The following is a 24,320-nucleotide window of genomic DNA, read 5'->3' on the forward strand; positions in this document are numbered from 1 at the left end:
TCGAATCCTAATTTTATGTTATTAATTCAATTTTTTTTAACTTTTGAACTGTAATCGGAGTTGTATAAATTCAATTTTAAAGACTATATTTGCTGTAGTAAAGAAATAAAATTATGGAATGTATATCCGTTTTTGATATGTTAAAGATTGGTGTTGGACCTTCGAGTTCTCACACTCTTGGACCATGGCGTGCTGCCGAACAATTTTTAAAAGAATTGCGCGAACGTAATTTAATTGACAACATTATTGGTGTCAAAGTAGATTTATATGGTTCCTTATCATTAACTGGAAAAGGGCATGCAACAGATTTAGCCGTAATGCTTGGTTTAAGTGGGGCTGATCCAGAATATATTCCTGTAGAAAGTATTGATGTGATTATTTCGGCCATCAAAAACAAAAAAGAAATTTTCTTAGGGAATGAAATTTTAATTCCGTTTTGTTTTGAAACGGATATTGTGTTCAATAGAAACTTTTTACCTTTTCATGCTAACGGATTAACTTTTACAGCTAAAACCGATACCGAAACATATTCGGAAACCTATTATTCTATAGGTGGCGGATTTGTAGTTAAAGAAAAAGAAGACCATCACAAAGAAGAAATTTTACATACTTTTCCTTTTCCAATTGAAAAAGCAGATGAATTATTAGCTTTTTGTTTAGCCGAAAATAAAAAAATATCTGAAATCGTTTACGAAAACGAGAAAACCATGCGAAGCGAAGAAGAAATTCACAACGAATTACTTCGCATTTGGGATACGATGTTGGAATGCATGTACATTGGATGTCATTCGGAAGGAATTCTTCCAGGTGGATTAAATGTGAAGCGTAGAGCGTATGACATGCACAAAAACTTAATTGGCGTTTTACCGTATGAAGATCCTTATTCGTGGTTGCAAATCATAAGACAAACCGAAGTTAAATTTCGTCAGATTTTAAAATGGGTAAGCTGTTTTGCTTTGGCAGTAAATGAAGTAAATGCTTCGTTAGGCCGAGTAGTTACAGCGCCTACCAACGGAAGTGCGGGAGTTATTCCAGCTGTCTTAATGTATTATTTAGTAATTGAAAATCACAAAGCGGGCGAAAAAGAAATCAAACAATTTTTAATGGTGGCGGGCGAAATTGGTTCTATCTTCAAAAAAGGGGCTACCATTTCTGCAGCTATGGGCGGTTGTCAGGCAGAAATTGGAGTTTCGAGTGCTATGGCAGCAGCAGCTTTGTGTGAATTGATGGGCGGTACTCCAGCTCAAGTTACTATGGCAGCCGAAATTGCAATGGAACATCATTTAGGGTTAACTTGTGACCCGATTGGTGGTTTAGTGCAAATTCCGTGTATTGAAAGAAATACGATGGGTGCAATCAAAGCAATTAACGCTGCTGAATTAGCATTAGAAACCGATGCTTTACATGCAAAAGTACCACTTGATAAAGTAATTAACACCATGTGGCAAACTGCAAAAGACATGAATTCAAAATACAAAGAGACATCTGAAGGTGGATTAGCAATAGCAGTAAACATGTCGGATTGTTAATTTATGAGGAAGTTTCTTTTTATCTGTTTATTTCTATTTACGCATGTGTTTTCAATTGCTCAAGACAGATATTGGATTATTAATGATACCAAATTATTTGAAAAACCATCTACAGAAAGTAAATTTTACGGTTATTTTAGATATGGTGCTGAAGTAAAAATCATTGACGATTTAAAAAATGGTTGGCTCAAAGTGCAATCGGATAATTTTACCATTGGTTTTGTAAAAAAAGAGTTGATTCGAACTACTATGAATGGAAACGATAAAATTATCGAAGACACTTCGAACCCAATTATTAAAGGTGGTGATGCTTATTATGGTGGCAATCATTTATTTGTTACCGTAGCTGGTTTAAAAGCTAGAAGTAAACCTGATAAATTGGCTTCTGTAAGAGAAATTCTGACTAATGGTGATGCGGTTTCGGTTAGTTATTTTCCTGTAAATAAAGAAGAATGGGTTAATATTGGATATGGATTTGAACCAAATGTAGCAAAATTTGTTTTAGCAAAATATTTAGGAAAACGACCTGTTTATGAAGATTTATTGACACAATTTGATAAACTACCAAAAACTGATGTTGCGAATAGAAAAACCATTGGAGAACGTTTAGTAGAATTAACATGGAACAGCGGTGATATTAATGAATTGCCTGCTTTAGAACGGTACTTAGAAGTAGCCAAACAATTAAATGATGAAAAATTAATTAAAGATACGGAGTTTAATATTTTAATTGCTAAAAATATAGGATTACATACAGATTTAGACTTTAAATTACTACAAGAAAAAATACAAACATCCTATTTTGAAATCAATGATTTTAAGTTTGACAATACAGCGATTTCGTACACAGATTTGCTGAAAAAATTTGGAAAGCCATCAAAAATTGAGAATGTTGAAGATGAGTGTGGTGTATATTTATCTAATGTTTTATATCATTATTCAGATTTTATAATTAGCGTAGATCAAGAAACCAATAAAGCAGAATTGGTAGAAATCTTTTTTAAACCTAATACTAAATTTTATTTTGATGCCCATTCCATATTTAGTCAACAAATTTCTGAAAAAGATTTTATTTTGAAGTATGGTCAATATTTAGAATATAGCTTTAAGAATCCTCATTTTTATAATATCTCTTTTGATTCAGGTTTTTATTCTATTTATTTTAAGGATGGTGTTTTGTATTCAATCGAAGTAAATTATTATTGTTAAGTATATTGAAAAACAATAGATTATATTATTTTTTAGCACTATTTATAACATTGATTTTAGGAATTTTATCCCGAAAAACAACTGTTGTTCCTTTATTTATAGGAGATATTTTGTATGCTGTTTTGATTTACTTCGGATTTCGATTTTTAATTATAAAATCGAAAAAATCAACTTCACTCCTATTCTCCCTACTTTTTTGTTTTGGAATCGAATTTTTACAATTAGTACAAATTGATTGGTTAATTGCCATTCGTAAAACCACTTTAGGACATTATATTTTGGGTCAAGGTTTTCTTTGGTTGGATTTACTTTGCTATGTAATTGGAACTTTACTAGCTTTTCTAATCGATTGGAAGTTCATCAAAACTCAAAACTTAAACTCGAAGTAACAAAAAAGTTATTGGATTTAGTATCAAAGAAAACAGCTTCTTTTGAATCGAAATAACGGGCTTCGGTTCTTAATTTTACTTTTGAATTTAACAAATAATCAAAATTTATAGATGCTCCAGAAGTTTTAAAGGCATCTAATGTAGCAACAATGACATTATCCTCATCTTGATAATATTCTACTCGAACAGCCGTTTGGCATTTGGGATTTATCGAATATTGTGTAATCAAAACGGGACTCATCCAATGCAAATGTTTGTCATTCAACGAAGAACTATCTTGAATTCCGAAATCAAATCCTAAAATGGTGCGCCACTTTGCATTCCACGTATTGTCCCAATACAAATTACTGAAATAACGCATTGCTAATTCGGTTGCATAAAATTCTTTTCCAATAAATGTGCTCCAGTTCAAAGTTGCTTTTTCTCCTGGTTTATAAACAATTTGTGTTCCAAAAGCTGGAGCAACGTCTTTTTGCGGCTTGTTAATGCGTTGCCAACCATTAGTTACCAATCCCGAAAAACTCCATTTATCTGAAGGTTTGTAATTATACTTTACTCCCGTCATAAAATAGGGCGAATTATCCGCTAAAAGAGAACGCGTTAAAGTCAAATTAGAAGCAGTAGTTGCCGATTCAAAACCGATATAACTTGGTAAAATCCCAACTTCTATTGATGATTTTTGATTATCATTCAAAAACAGTCCTACATAAGCTTCACTCAATAATTTTATATCTTCCGATGCATAATTATCGTCTACATACGTTCCTGCATGAACTGCGATTGACGCATAAGTAGTTCCATATTGCAATTGCGTGCGAATTAATCCATTGTTCACATTAAACTCATTATGACGGTTGTAATTGTACATAAATGGAAGTTTAGCATCGTTTGTTGGATTACTAAAATCATACGCATAATACGTTTCCAAAAAACCTGAAACTTTAATTGTTAACGAATCTTTTTCTTGAGCAAACGATATTGCTGAAATGCCAATTATTAAAAACTTAATTATATTTTTCATCTATTTTTTTCTATTTAAGGAAATATTTGTTGTGGGTTGGTATACCATCGGTAGTTCTTCTACTACAACATCACTTTTATCTAAACCAAATGCTTTTGTATCTGAAATTGCCATTCTTTTCAAAATAAAATAACTATTTATTAACCAACCTTCTTTTATTGAAAATTCATTTTCAACCGATAAAAATTTTTCCAAAATTACAAATTTAAAGTCAGGTTCTGTATTGTATTTTGTTGATCCATCTGGTCGAGTATGTAAATTTAATTCGTTTTGTTGTACTAAATCTTGAACAATTTTTTTGAAATACAATTCTACCTTCGGTTGGATTCTAAACCCAACATTTAAAACTATTTTAATCACTTTGTCATCAATAATTTCATGAACTTCATAATCTAGCGTAAACGGTTCATCTGTACGATTAATATGTAAAATCCAGTAAACATCCGCTCTTTTTGGTTTTTTTGAAAAGATTGAATTTATAATTTTTTCTTCTATTTGATTGATTTTATCTGCTTTTGAAAGATAAATTAAATGAGTTGAATACTTTGGAATTGTGTCGTCATTACTTAACTCTTCTAATTTAAAAGCATGTTCTTTTATGTTTTCAAATTTTAAAAATTTGTTGTTAATCTTTCTTGAATAATACCAAACATACATTACCATAAAAATGAACAACTCAAAGAATAAAAACATCCATCTTTCTTTAATTTTGACCACATTTGCAATAAAAAATGAGATTTCAATAACTGAAAAAAGAAATAAAATCAATGCAATCCAACCGATTTTGATTTTCTTAATGTAAAACAAGTAATATGACAATAAAAAAGTGGTCATTAACATGGCTACAGTTATTGAAAAACCATAAGCTGCTTCCATGTGTTCCGAATTTTTAAAATATAAAATCATTAATACACAACCTATCCATAAAATTGTATTTACAGAAGGTATATAAATTTGACCTTTCGTATTTGTTGGGTTTTTTAAGGCAACTCTAGGCCAAAAATTAAGTGAAATAGCTTCATTAATCAATGTAAAAGAACCACTAATCAATGCTTGTGAAGCAATAATAGCTGCCATTGTAGCAATGATAATTCCAAAAATTAAAAACCATTGAGGCATAATACTATAAAATGGATTTCTTCCTTCTAGAAATTGGCTTCCTTGCGTCATAATCCATGCGCCTTGACCAAGATAATTAACTACTAAAGCAGTTTTTACAAAAATCCATGTTATTCTAATATTGTCTCTTCCACAGTGTCCTAAATCCGAATATAAAGCTTCAGCTCCAGTAGTACAAAGAAATACAGCGCCAAGTAACCAAAATCCATGTGGATACTCAACTAACAATCTATAGGCGTACATTGGATTTAAAGCTTCTAATATTTCAGGATGAATAACAATTTGTGAAATCCCTAAAATTAATAACATCGAAAACCAAACTACCATTGCTGGTCCAAAAAAGAAGCCTACTTTTTGGGTTCCAAATCTTTGAAACAAAAACAAACCCGATAAAATGGCAATTACAATTGGAACAGTAGGCAAATTTGGAATTACAGCTTCTAAACCTTCTACCGCAGAAGCTACTGAAATTGGTGGTGTTATAATTCCATCTGCCAAAAGAGTGGTTGCTCCTAAAATAGTTGGAATCACTAATTTTCCTTTTCCAAAACGTTTAATCAAAGCATATAAGGAGAAAACACCGCCTTCACCATGATTATCTGCTCTTAATGTCAATATGATATATTTAAAAGTAGTTTGAAATGTTAGTGTCCAAAAAACACATGAAATTCCTCCATAAACAAGCATTTTAGAAATTTCTCTATTTCCAATAATTGCTTTCATTACATACAATGGACTCGTTCCTATATCTCCATAAATGATTCCTAATGCTACTAAAAGTGTTGCTGCTGTTACTTTTTGATAATTTGAATTACTCATTTTTTAGTATTATTTATATTTTTAATAAAGTGCGATGCATAATACATTCCTAATTTTTCAGCTACTAAACTCAAATCTTTGAGTTGGTTTTCTAAGGCGTCTTCTCGTTGTGGACATTGATTAATTTTGATAAATTCTCGAAGCCAGTAATCTGAATTCGATTTAGATGACGGAGGACGAATTGCATTATTTAAAGACAAGCTATCGCTGTTGCTTGGCACATTAGCTGTGTTGCTGTCTGAATTTTCCATATGTAATGATTTTTTATGTCAGAATAAATCGATAACCAATTCCGCTTTCGGTGAGAATCATTTCCGGATGATTGGCATCTTTCTCAATTTTTTTTCTTAATTGTGCTACAAATACTCGTAGATATTGTGTTTGATCACTATAACTTTTTCCCCAAATTTCTTTTAATAAGTATTGATGTGTTAATACTTTTCCTTCGTTTTTTGCCAAAATGGCTAATAAATTAAACTCCGTTTGAGTTAATTTGACTTCTTCGTTATTTACTTTAACGATTCGGGCAATCAAATCAATCGAAAAATTAGTTGAACTAATCACTGGTTCCGAGGCTTCTTTGATGTGGTTTCTCATATGAGAACGCACTCTTGCTAATAATTCCTGTGTTCTAAATGGTTTAATTAAATAATCATTTGCTCCATTATCTAATGCTTTTACAATTTCCGATTCCTCACTTTTAACCGATAAAATCATAATTGGATTCAAATACCATTCGCGCAATTGTTGCAACACTTTTTGTCCGTCAACATCGGGTAAACCCAAATCAAGCATAATCAAATCAGGTTGAAAAGTGGCCGCGAAACGAATGCCTTGTAAGCCATTTTCTGCTAATTTCACCTCAAAATCATTTGTACTTAAAGTAATTTCTAAAAGTTTTCTGATTTGTGTTTCATCATCAATAACTAAAATTTGGCGCTTATTCATTTTCTATCGGATTAAATTTTGAAACTTCAGTTTTAATTTGGATTACAAATTTTGCTCCACCTTCTACACTATTTTCTAAAGATATTGTTCCGTTTTGCGCTTCAACGAAACCTTTTACAATTGATAATCCTATCCCAGAACCACCTGGTCGTGAATTTTTAAGTCGGTAAAATTTTTCGAAAACAAAAGAAATTTCATCTTCTGGAAAACCATTTCCTTCGTCTAAAATTACTATTTGCAAGGTATCTTCATTTTGGGATAAATCGATTGTTATATTACTATTTTGAGGTGTGTAAATTATAGCATTATTTAATAAATTATAAATTACATGCTCCATTAATCCGTAATCTAATTTGAATAACGGGAAAATTTCAGTGGCATTAACTTCAATTTTTTGTGAATAGGATTTAATTTGAAGTGATCGAATAACTTCATATACAATTTCATTTACATCCACCCAATCCATTCTCGGAACTATAACGCCTGATTCTAATCGTGACATGTTCAATAAATTTTCTACTTGATTGTTTAATCGTAGTGTTGCAATTGAAATTTCTTCCAATAATTTTTCCTTCTGATTATCAGTCATAATTGCATTACTTTGAAGTGCATCGGTCGAACCAATAATGGTAGCAATAGGCGTTTTTAACTCGTGAGATAAACTATCTAAAAGGGTGTTGTAGAGTTTTATAGATTTTAATTTGGACTCCTTTTCATTTGCTATTCGTTCAATTTGTCTAATTTTAAATGTCAAAACCGCATTTATTAAAGCAATTACAAAATACATAAAGAACATAAATTGGTCTTCAGTATTTCCGATATGAAAAGTAAAATAAGGCTTGATAAAAAAGAAATTCCAAATTAAAGCACTTAAAACAGCTGATAATAATGTGGGAACAATTCTATAAAACATGGCTACAAAAGAAACGGTAACCAACAGAATAAAGGCAATAACTTTATAACCAATAATCTCTTTAAAAGCAAAGCAAACAAGCGAAATTAGCACTACTAATACTGTGCTAAAAATATATTGATTGTTCGGATTTGATGTTCTACTAAACACGTTTTAAACTTTACCATTGAATTACTTGGCAAAGATAAGTTGGGTTTTGTAAATAGTGTATAAAAGAAATACTAATAAGTATAAAGATTTTATAAAGATTTCTTCCTTCTAGTATCAATCAAATGAATAATTTGCCATTTGCCGTTATCATTAAAAAGCGTAAATGCGTTGGCTCCTACATGACTTAAAGTATCGTTCACATAAAACTCATAAGGCGTCCAAACATGTGCCAAATTACCATCTATTTCTACTTTGTAATCGGTTAATTTTTCAAAAAACTTCATATTAGACGGAATTGTAGCTATCGATTTTAAGAAATCTTGAAACGGTGCTTCAACCAATTTATTGCCTTCTTTAGTATTAGCAATTGTTTTCATTACAATATCTTCATGACACAACTGCTTTAAAGCAGTAGTATCCTTGGCATGAAAAGCAGTAAAAAAATCATCAATTACTTTTTTAGGAGAAATTTCTTGTGCTAATATCGAATTTGATAGAAGAATAAAAAGAATAAAAAGTTTAGCTCTCATAAATTTAGTTTAATGCATTAGTAGCACTTGAACCAAATAAGTTACAATTCCAGCAATATAACCTGCTACAGCTAAAGGAGTTATCTTTTTTAAATACCACATAAAAGTAATTTTTTCTTTTTCCATAACCGCAATCCCAGCAGCAGAACCAATAACCAACATACTACCACCCGTTCCAGCACATAAAGCAATAAACTCCCACAATGTATGATCCATTGGGTAATCTGCAAGTGAGAACATTCCTTGAGTAGCAGCAACTAAACTTCCATTATCCACAATTGATGATAAGGCACCAATAGCTATAACCATCGAATTTGTATTTGGTAAATTCGTAATTAAAAAGGTAGCCATTTCTTTCAAAACACCTACTTCTTGCAAAGCAAATACCATTAATAAAATACCCATAAAATATAGTATAGAACTTACATCTACTTTGGTTAAAGCATAAGCAACCGAAAATTTATCTTTTTCTTCTTGTGTTTTATTTCTATGATACATAATCGAAACCAATGAGACCATTGATAGCGAAATTAAAACCCCTATAAAGGGAGGTAAACCAGTTAATGTTTTGATAACAGGTACCATAACTAAACCTACTACACCAGCAATAAACACACTCACACTTCCTCTCATTTTTTCTTCCTGTCTCACTTGAGCCATAGAAACTTGAGCACGAAGAACAGCAAAACCTTTCATTTTAAAACTTGCTATAATCACCGGAACTAATAAAACCATAATTGAAGGTAAAATCAACGCTTTTACAATTCCAAAAGAGCTAACCTGACCACCAATCCATAATAAAGTTGTCGTAACGTCTCCAATAGGACTAAAAGCACCTCCTGCATTGGCTGCAATTACAACAATACCTGTTAATAACATTCTAATTTCGCTTTTAGGCATTAACTTTCTTAGAAGCGTCACCATAATAATTGCAGTAGCTAAGTTATCTAATAAGGCTGAAAGAAAGAATGTGATAAATGCAACTATCCATAATAATCTTAAAACTGATGTAGTTCTAATTCTTCTTGTAATAACCGTAAAACCTTTGTGAATATCTATTAACTCAACAATAGTCATAGCACCCATTAAAAAAATTAACAAGCCTGAAATTTCTCCAAAATACTCCATTAATCTTTCGGTAACTAAATGTTGATCATCATGGCTAAATGAGGCAATAACCACCCAACATATTGTTCCAGTAAGTAAAGCAGTAATCGTTTTGTTAATTTTTATAGGAGATTCAAGAATAACAGACAAATAGCCTAAAATTGCTACTAAAAGTAAGATAGATATCATTTTTTTGTATTTAAAACACAAAAATAAAACATTAATTTAACTTTAATTTAATATTTGATAATTATTTTTTTTAAACTAAAAAGCAAATAACATTTAGTACCTTTGTTTTTTTTAAAATTAAAAATAATGTCAGTAGCGAAGAAAGATTACAAGAGAATTACGACAAAAACATTAATTGAAATGAAAGAAAATGGAGAAAAAATCTCCATGTTAACTGCTTACGATTTTACAATGGCAAAAATTGTAGATTCTGCTGGAGTTGACGTAATTTTAGTTGGTGATTCTGCGAGTAATGTAATGGCCGGACATGAAACTACGCTTCCAATTACACTTGATCAAATGATCTATCACGCCTCTAGTGTAGTTAGAGCTAGTGAAAGAGCTTTGGTTGTAGTTGATTTACCCTTCGGAAGCTACCAATCAGATTCTAAAGAAGCCTTACGCTCTGCTATCCGAATTATGAAAGAAAGCGGTGGACATGCCGTTAAATTAGAAGGTGGAAGTGAAATCAAAGATTCAATTAAAAAAATATTAAATGCTGGAATTCCTGTAATGGGACACTTAGGATTAACGCCACAATCTATATACAAATTTGGTACATATACCGTTAGAGCCAAAGAAGATGCAGAAGCCGAAAAATTATTAGAAGATGCCAAATTGTTAGAAAAACTAGGCTGTTTTGCTCTTGTTTTAGAAAAAATTCCAGCTGCATTAGCAGAACAAGTAGCAAAAAGCATTTCAATTCCTGTAATTGGCATTGGTGCGGGCAGCGGTGTTGACGGACAAGTATTAGTTATTCACGATATGTTAGGGATGAACAATGAATTTAGTCCAAGATTTCTACGTAGATATTTAGACTTATATGATCAAATGACAAAAGCAATTGGTCAATATGTAACCGATGTAAAATCAGAAGATTTTCCCAATTCAAACGAACAATATTAATTGTGTCTACGAAAGAAATTTCCACTAAAAACAACCTACAAATTATTCACGAAGACAACCACATCATAGTTGTCAATAAACGTGTTGGCGATATTGTTCAAGGTGATAAAACGGGGGATAAACCACTTTCAGAAGTTGTTAAAGAATACATCAAAGAAAAATACAACAAACCAGGAGATGTTTTTCTAGGTGTTGTCCATCGTTTAGATAGACCAACTACCGGAATTGTGGTTTTTGCTAAAACTTCTAAAGCCTTAACACGTTTGAATGAAACTTTTAAAAATAGAGAAACTCAAAAAACATATTTGGCAGTTGTTAAAAAAATGCCTCCTAAAGAAAAGGATACTTTAGTACATTTTTTAAAGCGTAATACTAAAAACAATACCTCAAAAGCCCATTTAAAAGAAGTTCCCGAGAGTAAAAAAGCTAGTTTAAGCTATCAAATCATAAAAAAATTAGACCATTATTTTGTGTTAGAAATTGATTTACACACGGGTAGACATCATCAAATCAGAGCGCAATTACAAGCCATAGGTTGCCCAATAAAAGGCGATTTAAAATATGGCTTCGATAGAAGTAATCCCGATGGAGGAATTCATCTTCATGCTAAAAAATTAGTTTTAACACATCCAGTTTCAAAAGAAATTATTATATTTAAAGCATCAACCCCTAACGATAGTATTTGGAACTCACTTTAAATTTACATACCATGAAAAAAATTATTCTATCATTTTCGTTAATTGCTTCGATATCGGTTTTTTCTCAAGAACATTTTAGTGGAATTTCTACTTCTAAAAGAGGTGGATTATTAAGTGCTGCAAATAACCCTGCGGAATTAGCAAATATGACTACAAAATATGAAGTAAATGTTTTTAACTTCTCTGTGGCAATGGCTAATAATAAGTTATCAATAAGCGACTTAACTAGTGACGATAATATTGAAGATAAATTATTTGAAGGTAACGACCCCGTAAACTTACGACTAGATACACAATTTTTTGGTCCTTCCTTTGCCTTCAAAAAAGGAAAATGGGGTTTTGGTTTAAATTCTTCTGCTTATTTAAAAGCAAATGCAGTAAATGTTGATAATGAATTGGGAGAAGCAATTAGCAATGGTGGTTTAAGCAATTTGTTTACACAAACAAATCTATCTTCAAACGAAAATCAACGTTTAAATGCTACTACTTGGGGTGAGTTAAGTTTTAATATTGCAAGAAATCTTATGGATTCTCCTAAACATAAAATCAACGTTGGTACTAATATAAGATTATTATTTCCAGGTGCGTATGCTAACTTTTCTGCTTCTAATTTAAACGGAACTTTGGTAAATAATTTTGGTGATATTTCTTTAATTAATGCAAGTGCAAACATTAACATCTCTTATGCTGGAGTTTTAGCAAATGACTTCTCTGACCAAGGTAATTATAATGAATTTTTCTCACAAGGAATCAATGGATATGCCTTTGACTTAGGATTTAACTATAGATTAAAGGATGAAAATGATGCTAACAGTTATAAATTAAATACTGGACTTTCTATAAAAAACTTAGGAGCCATGACGTTTAAATCTGACAATAATTTAAGTAAAAATTATTCCTTGAATATAGATGGAATTGAAAGTTTAGACATAAATCAGTTTGAAAACGTACAAAGTATGGAAGAAATTGAAGCCATATTAAATGATCCTGCTAATGCTGGTATTTTACAAACAACTTCTAGCAGTGCTGATGTAAAAATTAAGTTACCTACCGTAATTAATGCATATGCAGATTTACGTCTTCACAAAAAATGGTTTGTTACAGGAACAATTAATCAAAAAATTTCAGATGATACTGAAAGTGATATTACAACAACTCAAAACTCATATTCCTTAATTCCTAGATTTTCATCAGGTTGGTTTGAAGCCTATGCACCTCTTGCTGCTAATGAAATTTCAGGATTTACAAGTGGTATAGGATTTAGATTAGCTGGTTTCTTTATTGGATCTAACAGTGCTATTTCTGCATTGGCAAGTGATGGGAAACAAGCCGATTTCTATTTAGGGGTTCGTTTCGGATTTTAAACATTTGTAAAATCTGTTTACAAAATGTAGAATTTGATTTGTAATTTCAACTATTAGACCATTTTATACAAAAAAGTCGAATGCTAATTTTAGGCAATTCATTTAAATATTTAACTCTAACAATTTCCATCTGAAAAAATTACCGAATTCAATTGAAGCACTTGAGTCTGATTATTTGTACATTCAAGATTCTCAAATAACAAATGCTGGAAAAGGTTTGTTTTCTGCTATTGATATATACAAAGATGAAATAATTTCCTTTTTTAAAGGTGAAATTCTAACGGAAATTGAAGCTGAAAAAAGAGCACAATTAGGAAACGACAAATATTTTATGAACATGTTAGATGGAAGCATTTTAGATGCTATGCATTCTGAATGTTTCGCTAAATATGCAAATGATGCTGAAGCTTTTTCAAAATTAGAATTCAAAAACAATTCCAAAATAACTTTAGATGATGAAGATAATGTTTGCCTCATAGCTACAAAAAAAATTAAATCAGGTGGTGAAATTTTTTGTAGCTATGGTGCAAAATATTGGAAAAAACATGGTAAAAATTTATCCTAACCATCCTTCCCTATCCAAACTTCTGTATTGAATCGCTTCCGCAATATGATGCGATTGAATTGCCTCTGAAGCTTCTAAATCGGCTATAGTTCTTGCAACTTTTAAAATTCTATCATACGCTCTTGCAGACAAATTCAATCGTTCCATAGCTGTTTTTAGCAATTGTAAGGAAACCTCATCCAAAATACAAAATTCGCGTATTAGTTTACTACTCATTTGCGCATTGTAATGTATGTATTCATTGTTTTCAAATCGGTGTGATTGTATTTCTCTTGCTTTGGTAACTCTTTTTCTAATTTCAGTACTACTTTCTGCTTTTCGAGTTTCGGTTAATTTTTCAAACGGAACGGGCGTTACTTCAATATGAATATCAATTCGATCTAATAAAGGTCCAGAAATTTTACTTAAATACCGTTGCATTTCCATTGGTGAAGAACTCACAGGTGCATTCGGATCATTAAAATAACCGCCCGGACTTGGATTCATACTTGCCACCAACATAAACGATGATGGATAGGTAATGGTAAATTTAGCTCTTGAAATTGTTACTTCCCTATCTTCTAAGGGCTGACGCATGACTTCTAAAACCTCTCGTTTAAATTCGGGTAATTCATCTAAAAATAAAACACCATTGTGTGCTAACGAAATTTCACCTGGTTGTGGATAACTTCCGCCACCAACTAAGCTTACGCTCGATGCCGTATGATGCGGACTTCTAAAAGGGCGTTGCGCCATTAAACCGACATCTTTGGTCTTTCCTGCTACGGAATGAATTTTGGTGGTTTCTAAAGCTTCACGCATCGTCATTGGTGGCAAAATACTAGGCAAACGTTTGGCTAACATTGTTTTTCCTGAACCTGGAGGACCAATTAAAATTATATTATGTCCGCCTGCAGCAGCAATTTCCATACAGCGTTTAATTCCTTCCTGACCTTTAACGTCGGAAAAATCGTGTTCTGGGAAATCTAAGGTTTTATTAAATTCTTCTTTGGTGTCAATAGTAGTGGGAATCAAGTCTGATTTTCCTTCGAAAAAATTAATGACTTGCAACACATTTTCTACTCCATACACATCGAGTCCGGCAACAATTGCGGCTTCTTTCACATTTTGAAAAGGCAAAATTAACCCTTTAAAACCTTCTTCTTTGGCTTTAATTGCTATTGACAAAGCTCCTTTTATGGGTTGCAAACCGCCATCGAGTGATAATTCACCCATAATGACATAGTTGTGAATATCTTCTGACTTAATTTGTGAAGATGCTGCTAAAATACCAACTGCTAAAGTAAGGTCATACGCAGAACCTTCTTTACGTAAATCGGCCGGAGCCATGTTGATGGTGATTTTTTTTCCGGGCAATTGATACCCGTTGTTTTTTAGTACGGCAGCTATGCGATAACTACTCTCTTTTATAGCGGAATCTGGAAGACCTACCAAGTGGTAGCCGATTCCTTTATCAATATTTACTTCAACCGTAATGGTGGTGGCTTCAACGCCAAAAACGGCGCTACCGAATACTTTTACTAACATGGCTTATACTATTTAATTGGCTTATATAGATGCAAATATAGAAAAGTTTTTGAAATAAAAAATCCCGATTACTCGGGATTTGATTTATTTTTTGAATTTTGATATGCCGTCTTCTAGCCATTTTTTATAAACAGCTGCGTCTGGCGTATAACCAATTTGCTGAGTAATATCCTTTCCATCACTGTCTAGGATAATGTAATATGGTTGTGCGTTATTTTTATATCGTGTAATTTGATAATCGCTCCATTTGTTTCCAATGGTTATAATCTCTTTACCAGTTTCTTTAGATACATATTGCTCATCTTTAGGTAATTCACGTTTATCATCCACATAAAGTGAAACTAAAACTACTTTATCTTTTAAAAGAGACAAAATTTCTGGTTTTGACCAAACAAAATCTTCCATTTTTCTACAATTCACACAAGCGTGACCAGTGAAATCTAATAAAATTGGTTTCCCAACTTTATTCGCATAAGCTAAACCGTCTTCATAATCATGAAAAGCAATAATTCCATGCGGACCTGAATGTGCGTGTTCTGGTAAATCTATAGCTGCTGTTGAAGTTCCACCAGAAGTTCCTATTCCATTTGGACTTTCGCTGTAAGTCATTGGCGGTGGAAATCCTGAAATAATTTTCAAAGGCGCACCCCATAATCCTGGAATTAAATAAATTGTAAATATTGTGACAAAAACTGCCATAAATAAACGTCCAATAGATAAATGAACTAACGGACTATCATGTGGTAATGTTAATTTTCCAAAAAGGTAGACTGCCCAAGTTCCAAAAATAGCAATCCAAATAGCTAAGAACACTTCTCTTTCTAATAAATGTGCTTGTACTACCAAATCGGCATTAGATAAAAATTTAAATGCTAAAGCTAATTCCAAGAAACCTAATGAAACTTTAACGGTATTTAACCAACCACCTGATTTTGGCAACGAATTCATCCAACCCGGGAACATCGCAAATAACATAAAAGGCAAAGCTAATGCTGATGAAAATCCTAACATTCCAATGATTGGAGCTAAACCTCCTTTTGAAGCCGCTTCAACTAATAAAGTACCAACAATTGGACCCGTACAAGAAAAAGAAACAATTGCTAATGCTAACGCCATAAATAAGATTCCTACGAAACCTCCTCTATCGGCTTGTTGATCCACTTTATTTGCCCAAGAGTTAGGTAAAACAATTTCGAATGCTCCTAAAAATGAAGTCGCAAAAAACACTAATAATCCAAAGAAAATTAGGTTAAACCAAACATTCGTTGAAAGCGCATTTAATGAATCTGCACCAAATATTCCTGTTACCAATGAACCTAGGATTACATAAATAAGAATTATCGAAACTCCATATAAAATGGCATTTTTCTTTCCTTCTGCTTTTGTTTTACTTTGTTTGGTAAAGAAACTTACCGTCATTGGAATCATTGGAAACACACAAGGTGTTAACAAAGCAGCAAAACCTCCGAAGAAAGCTAAAAAGAAAATAGCCCATAATCCTTTTTTCTCTTCTTTAGGAGCTGAAGTCGGAGCAATTTCTTTTATATTTTTCTCTACTTCAGAACTTTCAACTGAGGAAGAATCTAAAGCAACTGAAGAAGAATCTGCTGTAACTACATCGCTTGCAGTTTCCACCGCAGCTTTTTTAATTTCTGGCAAAGTAAACGTGAAAGTGTTATCGCCTTGAATACATTGTTCCTTACAAACTTGGTATTCTACATATACTTTTATCGTTTTTAATTTGGGATTAGTAACTTTAATCGTTTGTTTGAAAGTAGCTTTTTTAGCGAAATAATATTCGTCTACTTCAAAAATATCATTAAACACTTTTTTATAAGGACTTTCCTTGGTTTTTCCAACCAATTGATAATTTCCTTTCGATTCTTTAAACGTAAAAGCGGTTGGTTGCGAACCTCCGTCTGGCGTGAATTGCGAATACAAATGCCATTCGTCTTCTATTATCACATCCATCACTAAAACAAATTCATTGTCTGATTTTTGCTCAACTTTAGAGGACCATTTTACTGGATTAAAAATTTGAGAATATCCCAAAAAGGAAAATAATAAGGTGAATACTAAAACTAATTTTTTCATTAGGCTGATTCTATTTTTATATTTTGTTGTGTTGTTTCTGTTGCAATAAAACGTTGGTCTGCTCGTTTTCCGATTACCCAAATAATTTGGTCTTCCGAACACAATAACCATTGATTTTCTTTATCTAAAAGCGAATATTTTTCGTCTTTGAAATATTTACTCAATTTCTTTTTTCCATTCATTCCAGCAGGATAAAAATAATCGCCTTCTTGCCATTTTCTAATTGTAAGTGGAAAATTAATTTTATCCTTGTCTACAAATATACAATTTGCATTCACATGTTTATCTCCTGAAAACCTTGAAAAGATAAGTTTTAAGGGAATATTAACTTTGCTTTCTATCGATTCAATGATAAAAACTTCCGATTTATTTATTAAATTTCTTTCGGAAAGGAGTAATTTCTCTCGATCTTTCAATAATACATGTGTTTCAGAAAACACTTGTTTTCCTGATTGTGCTTCGACCAAATCATAAATATCATTCCAAGCTGAAAATCCGAATGCTTTCAACCATTGGTACAAATACGCTTTGTAATTTTGGAATTCAAGCAATGAATTCAAATGAATCTCTAATTGATTTCCCTTCTCTTTTACTACTTTTTCAAACACCAATTTAGAAGCATCGTTCACCAAAGATTCTGCTTGTTGCAAATGATGTAAGGTATTTTGAAACGAATCTAAAAATCCTGTATTCAATTCTTTTAAAGTGGGAACAATATTGTGACGTAATTTATTTCTAAAATACTTGTCTGAAGCATTACTCGAATCTTCTCGCCATTGGATTTTATTATCTATGGCATAATTCTCAATTTCGTCTCTTGAAAAAGGTAATAATGGTCGAATGATGTTCTCGTTTTGCACTGGAATTCCTGTTATACCTTCCAAACCAGTTCCTCTAGTAAAATTGATTAAAAACGTTTCTACATTATCATCTAAATGATGCGCAGTAACCAAGTAATCTAATTTATTTTCCGATAAAAGTTCTTGAAACCAATCATAACGTAACTTTCGAGCGGCTAATTGAATAGAAAGTTTATTTTCTTTAGCAAATTCGAGCGTATCAAACGAATTTATAAAATAAGGAATATATCCATCTTGACACATTTCTCTAACTAACAATTCATCTGCATCGCTCTCTTTTCCACGCAATTGAAAATTACAATGCGCTATGCAAATGTCAAACTTCAACTTGTAAAATAAATCCAATAAAACCATACTATCAACACCACCACTAACTGCTAAAAGCAATTTCTTGTCTTTTAGTTGGGCGAAATTTTGTTCGATATGATGTTGGAATTTTGTAAGCATTAATAAAGTAATTAGTAAAAAGGGATTAGGGATTAGTTATCTGCCAATTTATTAATTAGCGAATTTAGCATTTTTTCAATTTCTATTGACAATTCATTAATTTCTTTACAATCTTCTTCAGAAATAAATTTTAGATTAATTGCAATTTCTATTTGGGTTTGACATTCAAATAAAGAACCTCTCGCAATTTGTAAAAATCTTGAATAATCTTTTTTGTAATTTCTTCCATAACCTTCAGCAATATTTGAAGGAATAGAAACTGAACTTCTCCTAATTTGAGAAATCAATCCAAATTTTTCACTTTCAGGAATTTTTGATGTTAGAGAATAAACTAATGTAATCCAACTCATCGATTTTTGCCAAACTATTAAATCTCTATAACTTTTCATATTTATTGCTTTTTACTCTTCCCTAATCCCTTTTTACTTTTCCCTATCTTAAAACCTCAAACATCGCTTTTGCCTTCAATAAACATTCTTCGTATTCCATTTCTGGTATGGCTTGAGAAGTAATAGCACTTCCAACAGAAAATGATAAATATTGATTTTCCAAATTATACAAAATACTTCGAATTACGACATTGAAATCGAAATCGCCATTTGGAGTGAAATAACCTACTGCTCCACTGTATAATCCTCGTTTGGTTTCTTCTAATTCTTCAATGATTTGCATAGCCGAAATTTTGGGTGCACCAGTCATGCTTCCCATTGGAAAAGTTGTTCTTAGAATTTCGATAGGTGAAGTGGTATTTTCTACTTCTGAAACAATTGTCGAAATCATTTGATGAACTTGCTTAAACGTATAAATCTGACACAATTCTTCCACTTGAACGCTTCCTTTTGTGGCAGTATGCGATAAATCGTTTCGAACTAAATCTACAATCATAATGTTTTCTGAACGCTCTTTTTCGTTTTGAGTTAAATCAGATTTTAATTGTTCGTCTTGTTCTAAATCGAAACTTCTTTTGGCTGTTCCTTTGATCGGCTGGGAAATAACTTTATTTCCTTCTTTTCGCAAATAACGTTCTGGTGAAGCGGAAAGTAAATACTGAAAATTATTTTTGAAGTACACCGCAAATGGTGGTTCGGAAATTGCATTTAGTTTTTGATAGATTTCCAAAGGTTCAATTTCAGTATTTTCGGCGTAAAATTCCATACAGAAATTGGCTTCATAAATGTCGCCACGGTGAATGTGTTCGAGCATTTTAGAAACTTTGGAAAGGTAGTTTTCTTTTGGGATTCGTTGTTTTATACTGATGGATGATGGATGATGGGTGATGAATTTTGTTGAAATGATTTCTTCGAAATCAGTTTCTATTTCGTCATCGCACATTCGTAAATATTGAATTTCGACTTGATTTTCTTTGATTAGAAACAACTTTTTAGGTTGGAAGAAAAACAAATCGGGAAATGCTAATCCATCAAAGTTATTGGAATGTAAAGTTTCGGTATCATTTTTTAAATCGTAGGATAAGTAACCAAACAACCAATCTTTCGTTTGACTTTGGTACTGATACAAATGTTGAAACGCATTTTCGTAATCGGTTTTAATCGAAGTAAAAGCATCTACCGCCAAAACTGCATCGTAACTCGAATACTTTTGATGATACTGATTCGAATCTAAAAAAACAACTTCTCTGTGTTGGTTAGACCAATGCAAAAGTTGGTTTTTAAAGTCAGGAAGCTGCGAAATATCTTTTGTAATTACTGTTCTCAAATTGGAAAATTTACTTCGTAAAAGTACAACAAAAAAATAGTTGTTGAAAAATGGTTCAAATGTTAAAATTTGGCACGGTTTTTATTCTTGCCTCTATAACTAACCAATTAAAAATTCATTTCTATTGATTCTATAACTACTCGTATTAAAAACAATTAATCAATAACTTTAAAAATGAATTTTTATGAACAAAAACACCAAAATCGTATTGACTTTACTAGCGCTTGGTTTAGTATTCGCCTGTAAAGAAAGTGTAGCTGAAGAAACATCAGATTATTCAGAAAATGTTGCAACCGATAGCACAAGCGTTGTTTCCTCCTCGGCAGCCGTTGAAAACAAAAACAGCAATCGTAAATTTGTACGAACGGCCGATGTAAAATTTAAAGTCAAGAATGTTGCCAAATCAACTTATGCTATTGAAGATGCAACTACGAAATTTGGAGGATTTGTAACGTACACCAACCTACAAAGTAATATTCACAACGAAGACCGAACAAAAGTGAGTCAGGATAGTACTTTAGTAACAACCAAATATAAAGTAGACAATAACATCACGATTCGTGTTCCGAATACGAAAATGGATACCGTGATTAAAACCATAGCGAAACAAATTCATTTTTTAGATTATCGCATTATCAAAGCCGATGATGTTTCCTTACAAATGTTATCCAATGAATTAGCGCAAAAAAGAAGTAATTCTTCAGAAAAGCGTTTGGAAAATGCAATTGATTCAAAAGGAAAGAAATTAAATCAAGTGGTAAAAGCCGAAGAAACTTTAGATGCTAAAAAAGAGCAAAATGACGCTTCAAAATTGCAGAATTTATCATTACAAGACCAAGTGAATTTTAGCACTTTAACACTAAACATTTACCAAGACGAAAGCATCAAACAAGAAATGGTGGTTAATGAAAAAAGCATCAACGCTTACCGACCAAATATTGGGTTACAAATTTGGGACAGTGTAAAAACGGGTTGGTTTATGTTAGAAAACATTATTTCGTTTGTTGTAGTGCTTTGGCCATTTGTTTTAATTGGGTTTCTAGGGTCCTTTGGATATAAGAAGTTTTTAAAAAAGTAAGAAATAAACCATCGGGAAACCGGTGGTTTATTGTTTATAATATTGTATTGCAACTAATATTGTATTAGATTTTTTTATTATTTTTGAAAAAAGATAAAACTGACGTTTGTCAGATATATACACCCAAAATTGGGTTGCTTTGTATGATTTTGTCATACATATATACTAGTTGGCAGTAATTGTAAAACGCTCATCTATTAAACATGAATCTAAAAAAAGAAGAACTCTTAGAATTATTCAACAGTTCAATTGATAATGCATTTTACATGTATGAATGCTCAAGAAAAATTTTGTTTGAACTTGAAAAAAATAAATATCCAAGTTTAGGATTAGCCGAATTATCTTTAGAAGAGTTAGGAAAATCTTTTAGTTGTTTAGCATATTATTCCAAAGCGCAGAATCTTGGTGATTGGAAAGATTTCTGGAAAGAATGGAGAAATCACGATATAAAAGCTCATAGAGCATTTTTCTATGAATTCTTCTGTCTATTAAGGCTTGAGTTAGAATATGAGAATGAAGACGAAGCTTTAGAATTTCCTTCGGTTAGGGGAAATTTTTCAAAAGAAAAAGAAGCAAGTTTTTATGTTGATATTGATAAAGGTAATCGGAAAATTCATAAACCTGAAAATGAAATTTCAGATGAAGAATGTATAAGAAGAGTTACAAGTCTATCGGGCTTATTTAATGCTGCGTTTTATATTAAAGATTGGTTTGCAGAAAATCCGAATGAAAATTTCAGAAATGCAATTTCAGATTATGCGTATAGAACTATATCAACCGAAATGTATCAACAAGATGTTTTAGATACTTTAAAAGAAATGAAAGGTGAAAATGAAGAATACAATAGAGCTTTGAAAAAAATTGAAATGTTATTTAATCCCGAATAAAGAAATCAACAACAGCATAAAAATCAGAATATGACAGAAAAATTTACTTTAAGAGATATTCTCGTTTATACACTTTTAGGATTAATAGTTTTATTTTTTACTTATTTATATTATCCTTTTGAAATTGGTTCTATCATTAAGGATTCAAAAGACTATTCGGATTTAACCGTTTTATTATTAATTCCTATTTCATATCTAATTGGACATATTTTGATGAGTTTAGATGATGTGATTTTCAATGGTATTTTACTGCGTTTTTTTCCAAAAGAAAAGCCATTAAAAAACAAATACTGGAAGTTTTACAATTTCTTGTTTTTTGGTTACCGAAATATAGGAATTCGAAATAAAGAAGAAATAACAAATGAAACATTTCTAAAAACTTGTGATAAGTTAATTACAGAAAATAAATATGAGAAAGCAGAATATTATCAAGTAATGAGCGACTTATTTAAAGGTATCGTCCTAATTATATTCATTAGCATTGTTTTCGACATTTATCTCTGGCGTTTTGAATTTTGGAAGCTAATATTAATTTTCTTGATTTGGTATAGAGCCAAAATGTTTTCAGCTTATTATGTTAGAATGATAAAGCGGAATATATAAAAACAACTACTGCCAACACACGTTTTGCGCTATTGCGAATTTTGTGCAAGCCGGACATTTTTCTTTCGCAAGAAATATTATCTTTAACAGAAAATAATTCGTTCCGAAGCTCGCAACAGCGCAAAGCGCGGGAACGTTACCAACTATATTAAAAAAAAACAAAACGTAATATTATGAATAAAATTAATTTCTTATTAGTAACAGCTATACTTTGTATAACAAGCTCACTTGCATTCAGTCAAAATGATTTAAACAAAAGCTTTATTGGTTATTGGACTACAGATGGTTCAATGACAAGAACTATTATCTTTAAAGACAAAGACAATGTTCTTCAAATTGTTAAGTGGGATAGTAGTAATGGAGAAGAAAAGGAAATTTTAAAAATTCAAGTAGTAAACAATACAATTAAAACTACAGAGAAAATGGTTTCAACAAATTGGGTGACCTATAATACCTATTCAATTATTGATGAAAATACCCTTAAATGTTCCATAGGTGGTGATGGGAAAGGTTCCGTAATTTATTTAAAAAGGTTAAAATAAATGTCAACAATTGAAGTAAAAAGACAACATTACGTTCCAAGAACATATCTAAAACACTTTTCGACAGAGCGTTCGGGAGAATTTTGTCTCGTCCTAAAATAAGTTTACATATTTACACTTAATCCTAAAATAGATTTACAACTCATTTTTAGTCCTGTTATTGGTTTACAATAATAGGACTTTTTATATAATAATTCTTCCATAATTTTTCTGTTTTTAAATTATTTTGATGTACTTGATTTGGAGTAAGATTTCCTATGCTCATATGAGGTCTTTCATTATTATACAATTCAACAACTGTTTTCAATAATTCTTTAGCTTGTTTAAGATTATCTATTTGATAATCATTTAAATATTCTTCTTTTATTATGCCATTAACTCTTTCTGCAATTGCATTTTCTAATGGATCTCCGTTTTCTGTCATACTAATTCTTATGTTATTATTTTCTAGAAGTTTTACATATTTATCGCTACAATATTGAATTCCTCTATCTGAATGGTGCGTGAGTTGAAAATGGCAATCTGGTACCTTTCTTAGACCAGAGATTGCCATTTTCAACGCTTCCATTGTTTCAACAGCTTCCATTGTCTGTGCCACATGTGAACCAATGATTTTTCTTGAATAAGCATCTGTTATGAAGCTGATATAAACAAATCCTGTTGCTATTTTCCAATAAGTTATATCGCTAACCCATAATTGATTTAGTTTAGTAGGAATTAAATTACGTATCAAATTTGGATACTTTTTAAATCGATGATAAGAATTGGTAGTAATTGTTTGTTTTTTTCTACGCTTTACTAAAAGATAATTTGCAGATAAAACATCGAATAATCTATCTCTACCCATTTTTATTTGGTGTTCTAATAGAAAGGGTTGAAGTAATTCGTATAACTTTCTCCCTCCTATATGACGATGATTATTTCTTATTTTTAGCACTTCAGATATAACTAATTCATCTTCAAAAACATATTGTTCTTGATGCCAAAAGTGTTGATAATATGCTTGTCGTGTTACACCAAGTAATCGGCAAAACTTGCCTAAACCAATCTTGGGATAATGGTTTTTCATCT

General features: G+C 31.5%; 24 protein-coding genes. 11 read left to right on the forward strand and 13 right to left on the reverse strand.

Annotated elements, in window-relative coordinates:
* Window positions 1–113: 113 nt before the first annotated feature.
* From RSE15_RS02970 to RSE15_RS02980, 3 genes are read left to right on the forward strand one after another with little or no spacing between them, the layout of a single operon-like run.
* Entirely contained in the window at window positions 114–1,529 is a 1,416-nt protein-coding gene (locus RSE15_RS02970; protein WP_324069501.1) for an L-serine ammonia-lyase, read from the forward strand.
* Window positions 1,530–1,532: 3 nt separating this feature from the next.
* Window positions 1,533–2,738: an SH3 domain-containing protein gene (locus RSE15_RS02975; protein WP_324069502.1), complete on the forward strand. Its 1,206-nt coding sequence runs from the start codon at window positions 1,533–1,535 to the stop codon at window positions 2,736–2,738.
* Window positions 2,739–2,788: 50 nt separating this feature from the next.
* On the forward strand, window positions 2,789–3,127 hold the full coding sequence (locus tag RSE15_RS02980) for a ribosomal maturation YjgA family protein (protein WP_324069503.1): 339 nt from the start codon (window positions 2,789–2,791) through the stop codon (window positions 3,125–3,127).
* On the opposite strand, the gene RSE15_RS02985 is transcribed toward RSE15_RS02980, so the two are convergent.
* The 7 genes from RSE15_RS02985 to nhaD form a co-directional block, all read right to left on the reverse strand.
* Window positions 3,099–4,148: a porin gene (locus RSE15_RS02985; protein WP_324069504.1), complete on the reverse strand. Its 1,050-nt coding sequence runs from the start codon at window positions 4,146–4,148 to the stop codon at window positions 3,099–3,101. The two genes, RSE15_RS02980 and RSE15_RS02985, sit on opposite strands and share 29 nt — an antisense overlap.
* A complete protein-coding gene (locus RSE15_RS02990; RefSeq protein WP_324069505.1) occupies window positions 4,149–6,086 on the reverse strand; it encodes a KUP/HAK/KT family potassium transporter in 1,938 nt (645 codons plus the stop codon).
* A complete protein-coding gene (locus RSE15_RS02995; protein WP_324069506.1) occupies window positions 6,083–6,337 on the reverse strand; it encodes a hypothetical protein in 255 nt (84 codons plus the stop codon). The genes RSE15_RS02990 and RSE15_RS02995 overlap by 4 nt, the downstream gene beginning before the upstream one ends.
* A 13-nt stretch (window positions 6,338–6,350) precedes the next feature.
* Complete coding sequence (locus RSE15_RS03000; protein WP_324069507.1) at window positions 6,351–7,034, reverse strand: response regulator; 684 nt, start codon at window positions 7,032–7,034, stop codon at window positions 6,351–6,353.
* Complete coding sequence (locus RSE15_RS03005) at window positions 7,027–8,097, reverse strand: sensor histidine kinase (RefSeq protein ID WP_324069508.1); 1,071 nt, start codon at window positions 8,095–8,097, stop codon at window positions 7,027–7,029. Before RSE15_RS03005 ends, RSE15_RS03000 begins: the two co-directional genes overlap by 8 nt.
* 89 nt (window positions 8,098–8,186) lie before the next feature.
* Entirely contained in the window at window positions 8,187–8,627 is a 441-nt protein-coding gene (locus RSE15_RS03010; RefSeq protein ID WP_324069509.1) for a YybH family protein, read from the reverse strand.
* Window positions 8,628–8,636: 9 nt separating this feature from the next.
* On the reverse strand, window positions 8,637–9,923 hold the full coding sequence (gene nhaD / locus RSE15_RS03015) for a sodium:proton antiporter NhaD (RefSeq protein ID WP_324069510.1): 1,287 nt from the start codon (window positions 9,921–9,923) through the stop codon (window positions 8,637–8,639).
* A 126-nt stretch (window positions 9,924–10,049) separates the two neighbouring features.
* Here nhaD and panB point away from each other — a divergent pair, with 126 nt between their 5' ends.
* The 4 genes from panB to RSE15_RS03035 all read left to right on the forward strand — a co-directional run bounded on the left by panB (window position 10,050) and on the right by RSE15_RS03035 (window position 13,495).
* A complete protein-coding gene (gene panB / locus RSE15_RS03020) occupies window positions 10,050–10,868 on the forward strand; it encodes a 3-methyl-2-oxobutanoate hydroxymethyltransferase (protein ID WP_324069511.1) in 819 nt (272 codons plus the stop codon).
* A 2-nt stretch (window positions 10,869–10,870) separates the two neighbouring features.
* A complete protein-coding gene (locus tag RSE15_RS03025; RefSeq protein ID WP_324069512.1) occupies window positions 10,871–11,566 on the forward strand; it encodes an RluA family pseudouridine synthase in 696 nt (231 codons plus the stop codon).
* Between the two features lie 11 nt (window positions 11,567–11,577).
* Window positions 11,578–12,930: a hypothetical protein gene (locus tag RSE15_RS03030; protein WP_324069513.1), complete on the forward strand. Its 1,353-nt coding sequence runs from the start codon at window positions 11,578–11,580 to the stop codon at window positions 12,928–12,930.
* A 175-nt stretch (window positions 12,931–13,105) separates the two neighbouring features.
* Window positions 13,106–13,495, forward strand: coding sequence for an SET domain-containing protein-lysine N-methyltransferase (locus RSE15_RS03035; RefSeq protein WP_324069514.1), 390 nt, complete (start codon window positions 13,106–13,108; stop codon window positions 13,493–13,495).
* Here RSE15_RS03035 and RSE15_RS03040 read toward each other — a convergent pair.
* The 5 genes from RSE15_RS03040 to RSE15_RS03060 all read right to left on the reverse strand — a co-directional run bounded on the left by RSE15_RS03040 (window position 13,487) and on the right by RSE15_RS03060 (window position 20,139).
* A complete protein-coding gene (locus RSE15_RS03040; RefSeq protein ID WP_324069515.1) occupies window positions 13,487–15,022 on the reverse strand; it encodes a YifB family Mg chelatase-like AAA ATPase in 1,536 nt (511 codons plus the stop codon). The two genes, RSE15_RS03035 and RSE15_RS03040, sit on opposite strands and share 9 nt — an antisense overlap.
* A gap of 84 nt (window positions 15,023–15,106) precedes the next feature.
* Window positions 15,107–17,116 (reverse strand): protein-disulfide reductase DsbD family protein, encoded by a 2,010-nt coding sequence (locus RSE15_RS03045; RefSeq protein WP_324069516.1) that lies wholly within the window; start codon window positions 17,114–17,116, stop codon window positions 15,107–15,109.
* Window positions 17,116–18,423 carry a tRNA lysidine(34) synthetase TilS gene (gene tilS, locus RSE15_RS03050; protein ID WP_324069517.1) on the reverse strand — a complete coding sequence of 436 codons (1,308 nt, stop codon included), beginning with the start codon at window positions 18,421–18,423 and terminating at the stop codon, window positions 17,116–17,118. The genes RSE15_RS03045 and tilS overlap by 1 nt, the downstream gene beginning before the upstream one ends.
* 32 nt (window positions 18,424–18,455) lie before the next feature.
* A complete protein-coding gene (locus RSE15_RS03055; protein WP_324069518.1) occupies window positions 18,456–18,812 on the reverse strand; it encodes a four helix bundle protein in 357 nt (118 codons plus the stop codon).
* A gap of 43 nt (window positions 18,813–18,855) precedes the next feature.
* Window positions 18,856–20,139: an anthranilate synthase component I family protein gene (locus tag RSE15_RS03060; RefSeq protein ID WP_324069519.1), complete on the reverse strand. Its 1,284-nt coding sequence runs from the start codon at window positions 20,137–20,139 to the stop codon at window positions 18,856–18,858.
* 184 nt (window positions 20,140–20,323) lie between these two features.
* Between RSE15_RS03060 and RSE15_RS03065 the strand changes: the two genes are divergently transcribed.
* The 4 genes from RSE15_RS03065 (at window position 20,324) to RSE15_RS03080 (ending at window position 23,249) form a co-directional block, all read left to right on the forward strand.
* Entirely contained in the window at window positions 20,324–21,217 is an 894-nt protein-coding gene (locus RSE15_RS03065; RefSeq protein WP_324069520.1) for a DUF4349 domain-containing protein, read from the forward strand.
* Between the two features lie 203 nt (window positions 21,218–21,420).
* Window positions 21,421–22,104, forward strand: coding sequence for an AbiV family abortive infection protein (locus RSE15_RS03070; protein ID WP_103913917.1), 684 nt, complete (start codon window positions 21,421–21,423; stop codon window positions 22,102–22,104).
* Between the two features lie 30 nt (window positions 22,105–22,134).
* Complete coding sequence (locus RSE15_RS03075) at window positions 22,135–22,707, forward strand: hypothetical protein (RefSeq protein WP_324069521.1); 573 nt, start codon at window positions 22,135–22,137, stop codon at window positions 22,705–22,707.
* 173 nt (window positions 22,708–22,880) lie between these two features.
* A complete protein-coding gene (locus RSE15_RS03080; protein WP_324069522.1) occupies window positions 22,881–23,249 on the forward strand; it encodes a hypothetical protein in 369 nt (122 codons plus the stop codon).
* 157 nt (window positions 23,250–23,406) lie between these two features.
* On the opposite strand, the gene RSE15_RS03085 is transcribed toward RSE15_RS03080, so the two are convergent.
* The gene (locus RSE15_RS03085) at window positions 23,407–24,318 is read right to left on the reverse strand and encodes an IS3 family transposase (protein WP_324069523.1); all 912 of its coding nucleotides are present in this window, start codon (window positions 24,316–24,318) and stop codon (window positions 23,407–23,409) included.
* Window positions 24,319–24,320 lie beyond the last annotated feature (2 nt).

It is taken from the genome of Flavobacterium sp., from assembly GCF_035195345.1.
Taxonomy (GTDB): domain Bacteria; phylum Bacteroidota; class Bacteroidia; order Flavobacteriales; family Flavobacteriaceae; genus Flavobacterium.